The organism is Burkholderia sp. AW49-1 (assembly GCF_053427845.1).
The window spans coordinates 78,110-91,493 of sequence record NZ_JBSAXF010000020.1 but is presented as its reverse complement, the minus strand read 5'-3'; the positions used below and the strand labels follow the sequence as shown (position 1 = coordinate 91,493).

12 protein-coding genes are annotated in these 13,384 nt (G+C 68.8%); 8 read left to right on the top strand and 4 right to left on the bottom strand.

The genetic code is table 11. The features are described 5' to 3' along the window. Positions 1-16: 16 nt before the first annotated feature. From ACV22W_RS25095 to ACV22W_RS25085, 3 genes are all read left to right on the top strand, one after another. Positions 17-1,291: a NupC/NupG family nucleoside CNT transporter gene (locus ACV22W_RS25095; RefSeq protein ID WP_448022316.1), complete on the top strand. Its 1,275-nt coding sequence runs from the start codon at positions 17-19 to the stop codon at positions 1,289-1,291. A 20-nt stretch (positions 1,292-1,311) separates the two neighbouring features. After that, the gene (gene deoA / locus ACV22W_RS25090) at positions 1,312-2,637 is read left to right on the top strand and encodes a thymidine phosphorylase (protein WP_448022315.1); all 1,326 of its coding nucleotides are present in this window, start codon (positions 1,312-1,314) and stop codon (positions 2,635-2,637) included. Between the two features lie 127 nt (positions 2,638-2,764). Beyond that, entirely contained in the window at positions 2,765-3,154 is a 390-nt protein-coding gene (locus ACV22W_RS25085) for a cytidine deaminase (RefSeq protein WP_059534451.1), read from the top strand. Between the two features lie 21 nt (positions 3,155-3,175). Here the strand turns inward: ACV22W_RS25085 and ACV22W_RS25080 are convergent, their stop codons facing one another. The 4 genes from ACV22W_RS25080 to msrB all read right to left on the bottom strand — a co-directional run bounded on the left by ACV22W_RS25080 (position 3,176) and on the right by msrB (position 7,790). Further along, the gene (locus ACV22W_RS25080; protein ID WP_448022314.1) at positions 3,176-4,300 is read right to left on the bottom strand and encodes a Rieske 2Fe-2S domain-containing protein; all 1,125 of its coding nucleotides are present in this window, start codon (positions 4,298-4,300) and stop codon (positions 3,176-3,178) included. Between the two features lie 236 nt (positions 4,301-4,536). After that, positions 4,537-5,280, bottom strand: coding sequence for a peptide-methionine (S)-S-oxide reductase MsrA (gene msrA / locus ACV22W_RS25075; protein ID WP_448022313.1), 744 nt, complete (start codon positions 5,278-5,280; stop codon positions 4,537-4,539). Between the two features lie 60 nt (positions 5,281-5,340). Then, positions 5,341-7,221 (bottom strand): cytochrome c biogenesis protein DipZ, encoded by a 1,881-nt coding sequence (locus ACV22W_RS25070; RefSeq protein ID WP_448022312.1) that lies wholly within the window; start codon positions 7,219-7,221, stop codon positions 5,341-5,343. A 35-nt stretch (positions 7,222-7,256) separates the two neighbouring features. After that, positions 7,257-7,790 (bottom strand): peptide-methionine (R)-S-oxide reductase MsrB, encoded by a 534-nt coding sequence (msrB, locus tag ACV22W_RS25065; protein WP_448022311.1) that lies wholly within the window; start codon positions 7,788-7,790, stop codon positions 7,257-7,259. 893 nt (positions 7,791-8,683) lie between these two features. Here msrB and ACV22W_RS25060 point away from each other — a divergent pair. From ACV22W_RS25060 to ACV22W_RS25040, 5 genes are read left to right on the top strand one after another with little or no spacing between them, the layout of a single operon-like run. Beyond that, a complete protein-coding gene (locus tag ACV22W_RS25060) occupies positions 8,684-10,264 on the top strand; it encodes an acetolactate synthase large subunit (RefSeq protein ID WP_448022310.1) in 1,581 nt (526 codons plus the stop codon). A 49-nt stretch (positions 10,265-10,313) separates the two neighbouring features. Then, the gene (locus tag ACV22W_RS25055; RefSeq protein ID WP_448022309.1) at positions 10,314-11,126 is read left to right on the top strand and encodes an SDR family NAD(P)-dependent oxidoreductase; all 813 of its coding nucleotides are present in this window, start codon (positions 10,314-10,316) and stop codon (positions 11,124-11,126) included. A gap of 15 nt (positions 11,127-11,141) precedes the next feature. Beyond that, on the top strand, positions 11,142-12,179 hold the full coding sequence (locus ACV22W_RS25050; protein ID WP_448022308.1) for a WD40/YVTN/BNR-like repeat-containing protein: 1,038 nt from the start codon (positions 11,142-11,144) through the stop codon (positions 12,177-12,179). A 12-nt stretch (positions 12,180-12,191) separates the two neighbouring features. Further along, on the top strand, positions 12,192-12,707 hold the full coding sequence (locus tag ACV22W_RS25045) for a VOC family protein (RefSeq protein WP_059495588.1): 516 nt from the start codon (positions 12,192-12,194) through the stop codon (positions 12,705-12,707). A 50-nt stretch (positions 12,708-12,757) separates the two neighbouring features. Beyond that, complete coding sequence (locus tag ACV22W_RS25040; RefSeq protein WP_448022307.1) at positions 12,758-13,363, top strand: amino acid synthesis family protein; 606 nt, start codon at positions 12,758-12,760, stop codon at positions 13,361-13,363. Positions 13,364-13,384: the final 21 nt, after the last annotated feature.

The window sequence follows — 13,384 nt, the reverse complement described above, 5'->3', positions numbered from 1 at the left end:
GAGAAAGGAGCACAAGGTGGATATTCTGCGCAGTCTCCTGGGCATGCTGTTCCTGCTGCTGGTAGCCTATCTGCTGTCGAACAACCGGCGTGCGGTGAGCGGCCGGACCCTGATCGCCGCGCTGCTCACGCAGTTCGCGATCGGCGCGCTGGTGCTGTTCGTGCCGTCGGGCCGCGTGGCGCTGGCGGCGGCCGCGAACGGTGTCAATCGCGTGCTCGACATGGGCAATCACGGCATCGCGTTCGTCTTTGGCGGGCTGGTCGACGCCCGGATGTTCCAGCTGTTCGGCGACGGCGGGTTTGTGTTCGGCCTGCGCGTGCTGCCGATGATCATCTTCGTCACCGCGCTGATCGCGGTGCTCTACTACGTCGGCGTGATGAAGTGGATCGTCGCGATCCTCGGCGCGGGGCTCGCGAAAGTGCTCGGCGTGAGCCGCATCGAGGCGTGCTCGGCCGTCGCGACGATCTTTCTCGGGCAGAGCGAGATGCCCGCGCTCGTGAAGCCGTTCGTGCGGCACATGACGGGCGCCGAGATCTTCACGGTGATGGCGAGCGGCATGGCGTCGGTCGCGGGCTCGGTGCTGGTCGGCTATGCCGGCCTCGGCGTGAAGATGGAGTACCTGCTCGCCGCATCGTTCATGGCGGTGCCGGGCGGGCTGCTGTTCGGCAAGCTGCTGTTTCCGACCGTCGAGCCGAGCCGCGTCGTGGTCGACGGGCTCGATTTCGACGACAAGCGGGCCGCCAACGTGATCGAGGCGGCGGCATCCGGCGCGTCGGTCGGCCTGCGGATCGCGATCAACGTCGGCGCGATGCTCATCGCGTTCGTGGGGCTCATCGCGCTGATGAACCTCATCGTCGGCGGCGTGGCCGCGTTCGCGGGCTTTCCGCAGGTGACGCTGCTGGGCATCATCGGCCACCTGTTCGCGCCGCTGGCGTGGATCATCGGCGTGCCGTGGCACGACGCGGCACTGGCCGGCAACTTCATCGGCGAGAAACTGATCTTCAATGAATTCGTCGCGTACGGCGACCTGTCGCCGTATCTGAAGGGCGGCGAGCACGTCGCGGCGGCCGGCCTGCAGGTGCTCGACCCGAAGACGCTCGCGATCGTGTCGTTCGCGCTGTGCGGTTTCGCGAACTTCTCGTCGATCGCCATTCTCGCGGGCGGCTTCAGCGCGGTCGCGCCCGAGCGCCGCTCGGAAGTCGCGCGGCACGGCTTGCGTGCGCTGACGGCCGCGACGCTGTCGAACCTGATGAGCGCGGCGATCGCGGGCCTGTTCTTTTCGCTGCACTGAGCAATCGAGGAGACGCAACGATGTTTCTGCCGCAGGAGTTCATTCGCCGCAAGCGCGACCGGCAGCCGCTCGATCGCGACGAGATCGCCGCGTTCGTGCGCGGCGTGACCGATGGCAGCGTGACCGAGGGCCAGGTGGCGGCGTTCGCGATGGCCGTGTACTTCAACGACCTGAGCACCGATGAGCGCGTCGCGCTGACGATCGCGCAGCGCGACTCGGGCGACGTGCTCGACTGGCGCGCGCTCGATCTCGGCGGGCCGGTGATCGACAAGCATTCGACGGGCGGCGTCGGCGATGTCGTGTCGCTGATGCTCGGGCCGATGGTGGCCGCATGCGGCGGCTACGTGCCGATGATCTCGGGGCGCGGGCTCGGCCACACGGGCGGCACGCTCGACAAGCTCAGTGCGATCCCCGGCTATGACGTGACACCGGACACGGACGCGTTTCGCCGCACGGTGCGCGACGTCGGCGTCGCGATCATCGGGCAGACCGCGCGGCTCGCGCCGGCGGACAAGCGCATTTATGCGATTCGCGACGTGACGGCGACCGTCGAGTCGGTCGCGATGATCACCGCGTCGATCCTGTCGAAGAAGCTCGCGGCGGGGCTCGACGGGCTCGTGATGGACGTCAAGGTCGGCTCCGGTGCGTTCATGCCGACTGCCGAGAAATCGGCCGAACTGGCACGCAGCATCGTCGACGTCGGCAACGGCGCGGGCATGAAGACGACCGCGATCCTGACCGACATGAACCAGTCGCTTGCGCCGTGCGCGGGCAATGCGCTCGAAGTCGCGTGTGCGATCGATTACCTGACGGGCCAGTCGCGACCGGCGCGCCTGCATGACGTCACGATGGCGCTGTCGGCGCAGTTGCTCGTCACCGGCGGGCTGGCGAGCGATGTCGCACAGGCGCGCACGATGTTGCAGCGGGCGCTCGACTCGGGCGCGGCGGCGGAGCGCTTCGCGAGAATGGTGGCTGCGCTCGGCGGCCCGGTGGACCTGATCGACGCACCCGCGCGTCATCTTGCGCGGGCGGATGTGATCGTGCCGGTTCCGTCGCCCGCGAGCGGTGTGGTGCAGCGGGTCGATTGCCGCGCACTCGGGCTCGCGGTCGTCGCGCTCGGCGGCGGCCGCACGCGCGCGGAGGATGCGATCGACTACCGTGTCGGCCTGACGGCGCTCGCGGAGATCGGGCAGCGTGTCGAAGCCGGCCAGCCGCTCGGCTACGTGCATGCCCGCGACGACGCGGCCGCCGCACGTGCGGTGGACGAGGTGCGGCAAAGCTACTTGCTGGACGAGGCGGGCGAAACGGGCGAGGCGCCGCCGACCATTTACGCGCAGATCGGCTGACCGGGCGCCGATGCCGGCGCGGCGGAACGCGCGGGTATCGGCGCCCGCTTCACATGACGGGTGTATCGTGCCGGCCGGGATGTGTCGTGTCGAGGCATCCCCGCACACGACTGGAGGCACCATCGAGATGGAACGAGACGAACTGATCGAACAGGCCAGGGCGGCGCGCGAACGCGCGTATGCGCCGTATTCGCGCTTCAAGGTCGGCGCTGCGCTGCAGGCGCGCGACGGAACGGTTTTTCACGGCTGCAACGTCGAGAACGCGTCGTACGGACTGTGCAATTGCGCGGAACGCACGGCGATGTTCGCGGCGATCGCCGCCGGCTATCGTCCGGGCGACTTCACGCGGCTCGCGGTGATCGGCGACACCGACGGCCCGATCGCGCCGTGCGGCGCGTGCCGCCAGGTGATCATCGAGATCGGCCGGCCCGATATCGAAGTGATCCTGGCCAACCTGAAAGGGGCCGTCGAGATTACGACGGCCCGCGCGTTGCTGCCCGGCGCGTTCAGCCTTTAGCGGAGCACGCCGCGGCACGCATCACGCGCCGTCGCGTGCGTCGCGCGCGTCGCGGATCGGGATCACGGTGCGCGCGCCGCACTGGCGCAGCAGGTCGCGCAGTTCGTTGATGACCGGAAACACTTCGTGGTTCCAGTCGGCGCCCTGCCGGTCGTGCGCTTCCTGCTCGCGCTCGACGATCCAGCGATCCTCGCGGAAGATCCGCTCGGTGAACCAGACGAGCAGCGGCCACGCGAGATCGAGCGCGAACGGAATGCCGGGCTTGTGGATCGACAGCAGTCCGAACGTGCGATTGGTGCGCTGCTCCGCATCGAGCGGCACGTAGACGATCCACAGGTCCATCACGAGCGTGCCTTCGCTCGAGCGGATCTGCAGCGTCTGGTACGGGTAGCCGGTGCGCACCGTCATCACGCTCTTGTCGGCCTGGTCGCCGGGCTTCTTGCTCGAGCCGAACACGAGCGCCTCGCCGACCGGCTGCTTGCCTTCCATCCGCGCGAACGTGTAATCGACCTCGACCCAGTCGTCGCCGCGGCGCCGGCCGAGTGCGCGCGCCCGCATCTGCCCCATCTGCTTGCGATGCAGGAACTGATGGTTCATGTCCATCAGGTTCTCGTGCATGAAAGAGTAGTGGCACTTGACCTCGCGGCCGAAGCGGCGCGTCTTGAATGCAGGGTCGTCCGCCGAGTCGAGCGCGGGGAACGGGCGTTCGTCGGCGAGCGTTGCGTCGCCGGGGAACACGAAGATCACTCCGTGCGCCTCGCGGCACGGATAGGCGCGCACGCCATTGGGCAAACGCTCGCGGCCGAGGTAGGGCACGTCGACGCAGCGGCCGCTGTCGCACGCGTAGGTCCAGCCGTGGTAGCAGCAGCGCAGCGTTTCGCCGCTCACGACGCCCGCATGCAGCGGCACCTGGCGGTGCGCGCAACGATCTTCGAGCGCATGCACAGCGCCGGATTCGGTGCGCACGAGCACGATCGGATCGCCGGCGAAGCGCACGCCGAGCGTCTTGCCGCGCTTCAGCTCGCGCGACCACGCGAGCGGATACCAGTGATCGGGATGGATGGGCACGCGGCGCAGGTCGCGCACGACCGCGCCGGTGGACGGTTCTTCGAGGGTGCTGCTGTCAGACAAAGGCACTGCGCGCATGCGTGACGCCTCCTGGCTGGACGGAAGGTCCGGACGCCGCAACAAGCGGCGTGGCTTGGGAGAAGTCTACGCGAAGTTGCATCGCATGGCGGACGCGATGCGGGTTTGCCCCGGCACGGCGGGTGCGGATTGTTTGATGCGGCGCAATCCGCGGCACGGGCGGCAGGGGCGGCATGCGAGGCCGCCCGGCCTCGGCCGCACGACGGGCCGCAGCCCGTCACGCGGCCGGTTGCCGGTCACGAGCGGGCGTCGCGCCACAGGACCGGATCGGCGCGGTACAGCGCCGGGAAGTAGTGTTTCAGCCCGGCGACCTTCGGCAGGTCGTTGAACGCGATGTACGGCGCGTCGGGATGCTGTTCGAGGTAGTTCTGGTGATAGGCCTCGGCCGGGTAGAACCCCTTGTAGGCCTCGATGCGCGTGACGACCGGCGCCGGAAACGCGTGCGCGGTGCCGAGCTGCGCGATGTACGCGGTCGCGACCGCGCGTTGCTGCGCGGTGGTCGGGAAGATCGCCGACCGGTACTGCGACCCTTCGTCGGGGCCCTGCCGGTTGAGCTGGGTCGGATCGTGCGCGACCGAGAAGAACACCTGCAGCAGCCGGCCGTAGGTGATCTGTGTCGGGTCGTAGACGATGCGTACCGATTCCGCGTGCCCCGTCAGCCCGGACCCGACGAGTGCATAGTGCGCGGTTTCGGACGCGCCGCCCGCATAGCCGGCCGTGACCTGCTTCACGCCCTTCACGTGCTCGAACACGCCCTGCACGCCCCAGAAACAGCCGCCGGCAAGCACGGCCGTCTCGTCGTGCGATGCGCCGGGCGTTTCGTCGAGCGTCGGCGCGGGCACGGTGCGCATCGGCTCGGCGGAGTTGACGATGCGCTGGTAGCCGAACACGGCGGCGGCCGCGACGGCGAGGGCGCCGATGCGGCGCAGCATCGCTGTGCGCCGTCTCGGCGTCGCAGCGCGGGTGGGTGTCGGGTTCATCGTTGGCTCCTTCGGAATGCGTTGGGGAAGACGGCGGTCGGGTGTCGGCCTGGCATGCGTTCAACCGAACGTGAATGCGTACGCATCGACACCCGGATCGAGAAACTCGATCGCGAACGTGCGATCGGCGATCGCGCCGGGCTGGCGGACGAGCTGGTACAGGCGCTGCCCGGTGACCGTGCCGTAGCCCTGCGCGTCGACGTCGGCGCCGTGTGCGGCACCGGGGGCCGCGCCGTCGAGCGTCACGCGAAAGCGCACCGGCTTGCCGTTCGCACCCGGGCCGAGCACGAGGTGCAGGTCGCGCGCATGGAAGCGGTAGACGATCCGGCCGGACGGCGCGGCGAGCGACGCGCGCTCGGCGCCGACCTGCCAGGTGCCCGCGAGGCCCCAGTCGTTCAGGTCGGGGTGCGCGGGCGCGTCGTAGCGGTGTGCCGTGTCGCGCACCACGCCGCCCGGGGACGTGAAGTCGTCCGCGCGTGCATAGCCGACATAGGTTTCGGGCGAGCGGACGTCGGCACTGTCGGCCGCCGCGAGCGCGCCTTTCGCGGGCGCGCCGGCGAGCCCGAGCGGCACGTTAAGCGCTTCCGGGTGGCCGGCTTCGGCGAGCAGCGACTGGATCGCGCGTTCCGACTGCGCATATTCGCCTTCGCCGAAGTGATGGCGGCGCACGCGTCCCTGCGCGTCGACGAAGTAGTGCGCGGGCCAGTATTCGTTGCTGAACGCGCGCCAGATCGTGTAGTGGTTGTCGATCGCGACAGGGAAGTCGATGCCGAGGTCGTGCACGGCCTTCTTCACGTTGCCGATGTCGCGCTCGAACGCGAACTCCGGTGCGTGCACGCCGATCACGACGAGACCGTACGGCGCGTACTTGTGTGCCCAGGCCGTGGTGTACGGCAGCGTGCGCAGGCAGTTGATGCACGAATAGGTCCAGAAGTCGACGAGCACGACCTTGCCGTGCAGGCCGGCCGCGGTCAACGGAGGCGAATTCAGCCACTGCACGGCGCCGTCGAGCGACGGCAGCGTGCCTTCGACGGGCAGCGCGGCCGGCGCCAGCGGCGCGGGCGTGACCTCGGCCGCGCGCATCATCGCGCCGCCGGGCTGCGCGGCATCGGCCGTGGCGGCCATCATCGCGTCGCCCGAACCGTTCGCGGTGCGGTCTGCCGGGCCGTCCGCCGGCGAGCCCGTCGCGGCCATCGCCGCCGGCGCGCCGTTCGAGCGCCCGCCGAGCCGGTCGACGAGCTTCGCCTCGAGGCCGCCCGTCGTGACGGTCGACAGCTGCGCGAGCGCCCCCGTATCGAGGCCGAGCGCGATCGCGGCGACGCCCGCCAGCAGCGCGGCGCCGATCCCGCGCTTGATCCATTCGCCCGCGCCGAGCGAGCGCTTCATCGCGGCGAACACCTTGCCGCCGATCACGAGCGCGACGCCGAGCGACGTCGCCGCGCCGGCCGCGTACGCCACGAGCAGCAGCGTGGTGCCGACGCTCGCGCCGCGCAGCGCGGCGCCGGTCAGCACGAGCCCGAGGATCGGGCCGGCGCACGGTGCCCACAGCAGGCCGGTGGCGACGCCGAGCAGCAGCGACGACAGCGGGCCGGCCGGGCGGCCGTCGCGCTGCGCGAGGCCGGTGAGACGGTTGCCTGCGGCGACGAGCGGGCGCGTCAGGTGTTCGGCGAGGCGCGGCATCAGCAGCGCCAGGCCGAATACCGCGAGCAGCACGATGGCGGCCCAGCGGCCGGCCTGGTTGGCCTGCGCGACCCAGCCACCGCCGACGGCGGCGAGCGTCGCGACGACGGCGAACGTGAGCGCCATGCCGGCCAGCAGCGGCAGGCCGGTGCGCACGAACGGCTGGTCGGCGCGCGCGAACACGAACGGCAGCACGGGCAGGATGCACGGGCTCAGGATCGTGAGCACGCCGCCGAGATAGGCGAGGACGATGAGCAGCATGATGCGTTCTCCAGTCGGTCGGGAGTGGGGCCGGATCAGGCGGCGGCCGGGTGGAAGGCGAGTGCGAGCCCGTTCATGCAGTAGCGCAGGCCGGTGGGCGGCGGGCCGTCGTCGAACACGTGGCCGAGATGGCCGCCGCAGCGGCGGCAGTGCACTTCGGTGCGGACCATCCCGAACGACGTGTCGGCGTCGGTCGCGACCGCGTGGTCGAGCGGCTTCCAGAAGCTCGGCCAGCCCGTGTGGCTGTCGAACTTGGTGGCCGACGAGAACAGCGCGAGGCCGCAGCCCGCGCACGCGAACGTGCCGGCGCGGTGCTCGTCGTTCAGCGGGCTGCTGAACGGCCGCTCGGTGCCGGCGTCGCGCAGGATCGCGTACTGGGCGGGCGTGAGCCGGCGATGCCATTCGGCGTCGCTGAGGGTGACCTCGTATGGCGCGGCCACCTTCGGCGCAGCCGCCGACGCGGCGAATGCGCGGCCGACCAGTGCGCGGCGGCCGGCCGACGACAGCGCCGCGAGCGTGGCGAGGCCGGTGGCGCCGGCGAACAGCAGCAGATGTCTGCGGGTGGGCATGATGGGCTCCTGGAAGCAGGTCCTGAAAACATGCGCCTATCGTAGACAGCGGCCGGTGTCGAAGTCCTCACGGAAAGTTAAAGGAATTGTGATTATTTTTCGGGTGTTCCGGCCGGGTCCGCTGAAATCCGTCAGAGCCCCGTCGGACAAGGGTTTTCGGGGAATTGGTGGTCCGTCCATTTCCGCAGAAATCCCGCACGAACCGCAACTTTTTAGTGTCTTTTTAGTGTTCGCGGTGAGGGGTAGGCTCTGGGATGGTCCAATGGCTTAACCGCGCCCGCCAAGCGCCTGCGGCTTCGACTGAACTCCCGTTATGCGGCCGGCCTGCGCACCAACCGGCTGGTCGGTACGACGGTCGGTGGCATCTGTCGCCACGGTCGCGAGCTGCCGCGTGCCGGTCCATTTCACACCGGCTTCGCAGCCGGGTCCTTTCTCTGAATCGAGCGCGCCGCGGTTCACGCGGTAAATGATCCAGGGTCGCGGGCTCAGCGCCGACTGCAGTCGGCTCGTCGTCACGCCCTTCAGGCGATTCTTGACCGACTGACAAAAGCGATCCCTGGACAGCCAACGAGCGCTTTCCAATTCGTGCCGGACCCGAGCGAGTCCAGCGCGTACTGGCCCTGACCGTCGGCGCTCTCGAGCAGGTTTGTCGCGGTGCGAGGCACGGGCGCCGACTTGCTGCATACCCCTCCTTATGTTTGGTGAAATCCCGAAATGTGGTAAATGAATAACATTGCATTGTCTTTCTGGCGAGACGTTGTCACCCGGAATCTGGCAATTTATCGGCATTCTTGGTTATTCTGCTGCCGAGGGGGGATGTGGTTGTGTTTGACAAATCCCGTAATTAGGGATTACAGTAAAAAACACCTTAGCCAAACCCGTCGAGCAGCCGCATGAACATCCCACAGTTGGGCAGCGATACCGAAGCAAGAAGCGGGGCGAGCGTCGTGCTCACCACGGCGCGCGACGCCGGTGTCGACGTCTGTTTTGCCAATCCAGGCACGACCGAGATGCCGTTCGTCGGTGCGCTCGATACCGTGGCGGGCATGCGCTCGATCCTCGGGCTGTTCGAGGGCGTGTGCACGGGCGCCGCGGACGGCTATGGCCGCATGACCGGCAAGCCCGCGATGACGCTGCTGCATCTCGGCCCCGGCCACGCGAACGGCATTGCCAACCTGCACAATGCGCGCCGCGCCCGCACGCCGATCCTGAACATCGTCGGCGATCACACGCGAGAGCATCTGAAGTACGACGCACCGCTGACGTCGGACATCGAATCGCTCGCCCGTCCGGTGTCGGTGTGGTATCGCAGCGTGGCGCGCGACGCCGATCTCGCGACGGATACGGCCGACGCGATTTCCGCCGCGATGGGCACGCGGCGTGGCGTCGCGACGCTCGTGCTTCCAGTCGATCTCCAATCGGCCCGGGTGCGCAGTGCGGCGTGGCCCGCCATCGTGCGCCCGGCCGCGGTGACGTTCGATGCCGCTCGGGTCGAACAGGTGGCCGACCTGCTGCTCAGCGGTCATCGCGCTGTCCTGCTGATGGGCGCCCGCGCGCTGTCGGCACGTGGGCAGCGGGCGGCAGCGCGCATCGCGGCGGCCACCGGTGCGACCTGCTTCAGCGAGACTTTTCCTGCGCGGGCGGAGCGCGGCGGCGGTCTGCCGGACATCGACCGCCTGCCTTATTTTCCCGAACCGGCGCTCGCCGCGCTGGCCGGTCGGCGCGTGGTGCTGGCCGGCGCGCTCGCGCCCGTCACCTACTTCGGCTACGAGGGCATTCCGGGCGAACTCGCGCGGCCCGAGGACATCGTGACGCTGGCAACACCAGCCGATGCGGCGGACGACGCGCTGGAGGCGCTGGCCGATCGCATCGGCGCGGCAACGAACGACGATGGGGTGCGTATCGAACGCTGGCGCGTGGAGGACGGGCCGCTGACGCCGCAGACCGTCGGCCGCGTGCTGGCGAATGCGCTGCCCGACGACGCGATCGTGTCGATCGAAGGAGGCACGTGCGGTTATCCGTTCGTGACCGCGTCGGCGCGCGCGCGCCGTCACACGATCCTCACGAACACGGGCGGCGCGATCGGCCAGGGCTTGCCGGTGGCGCTCGGCGCCGCCGTCGCGTGCCCTGAGCGCCGCGTGTTCGCGCTGCAGTCCGACGGCAGCGCGCAGTACACGATCCAGGCATTGTGGACGATGGCGCGCGAGCGTCTGCCGATCGTCATGCTGATCGCCTCGAACCGGCGCTACGGCATCCTGCAGACCGAGCTCGCACGCGGCGGCCTGCCGGCCGACACGCCGCACGCGAGCCGCCTTACGTTGCTCGACGATCCGCCGATCGACTGGCTCGCGCTGTCGCGCGGCTACGGCGTACCGGCCGAGCGCGCGAATACCGTGCAGGCGCTGTCCCAAGCGCTCGACGTCGCGCTCGCGCACTCCGACGGGCCGCGGCTCATCGAAATGTGCCTGCCCTGATCGCGCTACCCGCAGATTTCTTCAATCCCGACTCTGATCTTTCATCGTTATGGACCTGCAACTCCACGGAAAAGCCGCATTCATCACCGGCGGCAGCATGGGCATCGGCAAGGCGGTCGCGCTCGAACTGGCCCGCGAAGGCGTCAACGTCGCCATTGCCGCGCGACGCCTCGAACACCTCGAGGCCGCCGCCGCAGAGATTCGCGCGACGCTCGCGCCGCTGGGCGACGCGGCCGGCGCGATCCTGCCCGTCACGCTTGACACGACCGACATGGCGTCCATCGAAGCGGCGATGGCGACGAGCGTCGAACGTTTCGGCCGGCTCGACATCCTGCTGAACGGCGCTGCGCATCCGGGCGGCCTCGTGCGCGCGGAGCTGGAGCACGCGGATCCGCAGGGGCTGCTCCAGGACATCGACATCAAGGTCGTCGGCTACCTGCGTTGCGCGAAGGCGGCCGCGCCCTACATGCGGCGCCATGGTTTCGGCCGGATCGTCAATATCGGCGGGCTCACCGGCCGCGGCAGCAAGCAGCTGTCCGGCATGCGCAACGTCGCGATCGTGCACCTGACCAAGACGCTGTCCGACCAGCTCGGCCCGTTTGGCATCACGGTCAACACGATTCACCCGGGCGTCGTCGAGACGCCGCACATTCACGAGCTCTACGAGAAGGAAGCGCAGAAGCAGGGGCTGACGGCCGCGGAGGTCGAGGCCAACTACGTGAAGGTCACGCCGATCCGGCGCGTGCTGCAGCCGGAAGAAATGGGATGGATCGTGGCGTTTCTCGCGTCACCGAAGTCCGGCTCGATCACCGGCGAGTCGATCGGCTGCGACGGTGGGCTCACGCGCGGCATTTTTCTCTGACACAAGGAGCATCGCATGACCGCAACCGTACTGGTCGCCACCGCGGGACAAGGCATCCTGCGCTCGAACGACGACGGCAAGACCTGGCATCGTCTCGGGCTGGACGAGCCCATCGAGTTCGACGGCATCGTTCGCGCGCTCGCGGTGGACCCCGCGACGCCGTCGCGCGTGTATGCCGGCGCCGATTCGGGGCTGTGCATCAGCGAGGATGGCGGCGCGCACTGGTTTCGCCCCGAGAACCTGCTGAACGGGCAGACAGTCTGGTCCATCGCGATTGATCCGGCGAATCCGGCCGTGCTGTATGCGGGCACCGGCGCGCCGTCGCGTGCCGCGCTTTACAAGTCGAGCGACGCGGGGCTGACCTGGGCGCGAACGGCTCCCGAGTTTCCGGAGTTCTGTTCAGGCGTCAATCGTCCGCGGCTGCTGACGATCTGCGTGGACCCGGAAGACAGCCGCAACGTGTGGTACGGCGTGGAGGAAGGCGGCGCATGGCGCAGCCGCGACGCCGGTGCGACCTGGACGCGCGTGGACGGCCCCGGCACGACGATCCGCAACAGCGACATTCATGCGATCGCCGTGCTGCCCGCCGGGCCGCACCAGCCGAAGACCACGGTGCTGCTGACAGTGAACGCGGTGCACGTGAGCGACGACGACGGCCTGACCTGGGACGGCAAGCTGTCGCGCGACCGCTTCGACGGGCTGTACTACACGCGCACGGTCGTCCCGCTGGCGGCGCCCGGCGGCGACCTGCTGATGGCGATCGGCGACGGCACGCCGGGCACGCGCAGCCGTATCTACCGCTCGCCCGATCGCGGCCGTGCATGGCACGAGACGGATCTGCACACACCGCCGAATTCGACGTTCTGGGCATTCGGCGTCCATGCGGCGCGGCCCGGGCTCGTCTATGCGGGGACCAAGTACGGGCACCTGTTCCGTTCGCACGACGGCGGCCGGAGCTGGACCAAGGAATGGCGCGATTTCAGCGAGATCACGGCCGTGGCGTGGACGCCGTTCGAAGCGCCGCTCGTCGCCCACGCGCAGTCGACGCATTGAGCGGAGCGAGCGATGACCCAGCCTGACCTCCAGCAACGGGCGGCGCACGCGAACGAAAGCGGGCTGCCGCTGCCGGTACCGCGTGTGCAGCGCACGCACCTGTCGCTGTTCGTGCGCGATCCGGTGCGCTCGAGCATCTGGTATGCCGACGTGCTCGGCATGACGGAAACCGCTCGCGGCGAGCAGTGGGTGTTCATGTCGTTCGGCCAGAAACACCATGACATCGCGCTGATTCGCGCGGCGTCCGATGCGGAACTCGGCACGATCGGCCTGCAGCACTACGGCCTCGAAATCGCGGGCGGCCTGACCGAGCTGCGCCGGCTGTACGGGATGCTGATCCGTCGCGACGTGCCGATCGTGAAGATCACCGATCACAAGGTCGGAATCGGCGTGTATTTTTCGGACCCGGACGGCAACCGGCTCGAATTCTTTTGCGAAACCGTCACGGACGACGAGGAAGGCAAGCGCGTGCTGCACCGGTACAACGCGCCCAGCGATCCCTTTCAGCTCGAGCCGCTGTTCGACTGACGTGCCCGCCATCCATTCCGACACCATCGATACTTTATAGAGGATTACTGATGAGCAAGATAGCCAATTTCGAGGGCTTTCATATCCGCAAGTGGTATACGCAGATCGAGGATTCGCTCGCGAACGAGACCGGCCAGCTCGCGGACGGCGAACCGCTGCGCAAGATCGTGATCGCCGCGGCCGTGCACAACCCGTATGCGGGGCGGTACAGCGAAAATCTTGACGATCTCGTACGCCCGTCGCCGGCGCTCGGGCAGGAATTCGCGCGACGCATCGAGTCGTTCGCGGCGGGCCGCGCGATCGAGAGCTACGGCAAGGCGTGCCTGGTCGGCTCGGCGGGCGAATACGAACACGGCAACGCGTTCCTCACGTCGATCTTCGCGGAGCCGATCCGTGCGGCATTGGGCGGCGGCAAATCGTGGGTGCCGTCGAGCGGCAAGCGCGGCCCGATCAACACGGTGATCGACGTGCCGCTCGCGCACAAGGATGCGCTCTACGTGCGCTCGCACTACGACACGGTGACGTGCCTGTTTCCCGACGCGCCCAACGACGACGAAGTACTGGTGATCTTCGCGTTCGCGACGCGCGGCCGCCTGCATGCGCGGCTCGGCGGGCTGAAGGCGAGCGAGATCGTCGGTCGCGATGGCCTGGTGTGAAAGCAGGGGCTGCCGGAGAGC

Bases quoted from the DNA above. Each gene is read 5' to 3' on its own strand.
- ACV22W_RS25085 (WP_059534451.1), top strand. From the start codon at position 2,765: ATGGAACGAGACGAACTGATCGAACAGGCCAGGGCGGCGCGCGAACGC.
- msrA (WP_448022313.1), bottom strand. From the start codon at position 5,280: ATGAACCCGACACCCACCCGCGCTGCGACGCCGAGACGGCGCACAGCG.
- ACV22W_RS25060 (WP_448022310.1), top strand. From the start codon at position 8,684: ATGAACATCCCACAGTTGGGCAGCGATACCGAAGCAAGAAGCGGGGCG.
- ACV22W_RS25050 (WP_448022308.1), top strand. From the start codon at position 11,142: ATGACCGCAACCGTACTGGTCGCCACCGCGGGACAAGGCATCCTGCGC.
- ACV22W_RS25055 (WP_448022309.1), top strand. From the start codon at position 10,314: ATGGACCTGCAACTCCACGGAAAAGCCGCATTCATCACCGGCGGCAGC.
- ACV22W_RS25070 (WP_448022312.1), bottom strand. From the start codon at position 7,221: ATGCTGCTCATCGTCCTCGCCTATCTCGGCGGCGTGCTCACGATCCTG.
- ACV22W_RS25040 (WP_448022307.1), top strand. From the start codon at position 12,758: ATGAGCAAGATAGCCAATTTCGAGGGCTTTCATATCCGCAAGTGGTAT.
- ACV22W_RS25045 (WP_059495588.1), top strand. From the start codon at position 12,192: ATGACCCAGCCTGACCTCCAGCAACGGGCGGCGCACGCGAACGAAAGC.
- msrB (WP_448022311.1), bottom strand. From the start codon at position 7,790: ATGCCCACCCGCAGACATCTGCTGCTGTTCGCCGGCGCCACCGGCCTC.
- ACV22W_RS25080 (WP_448022314.1), bottom strand. From the start codon at position 4,300: ATGCGCGCAGTGCCTTTGTCTGACAGCAGCACCCTCGAAGAACCGTCC.
- deoA (WP_448022315.1), top strand. From the start codon at position 1,312: ATGTTTCTGCCGCAGGAGTTCATTCGCCGCAAGCGCGACCGGCAGCCG.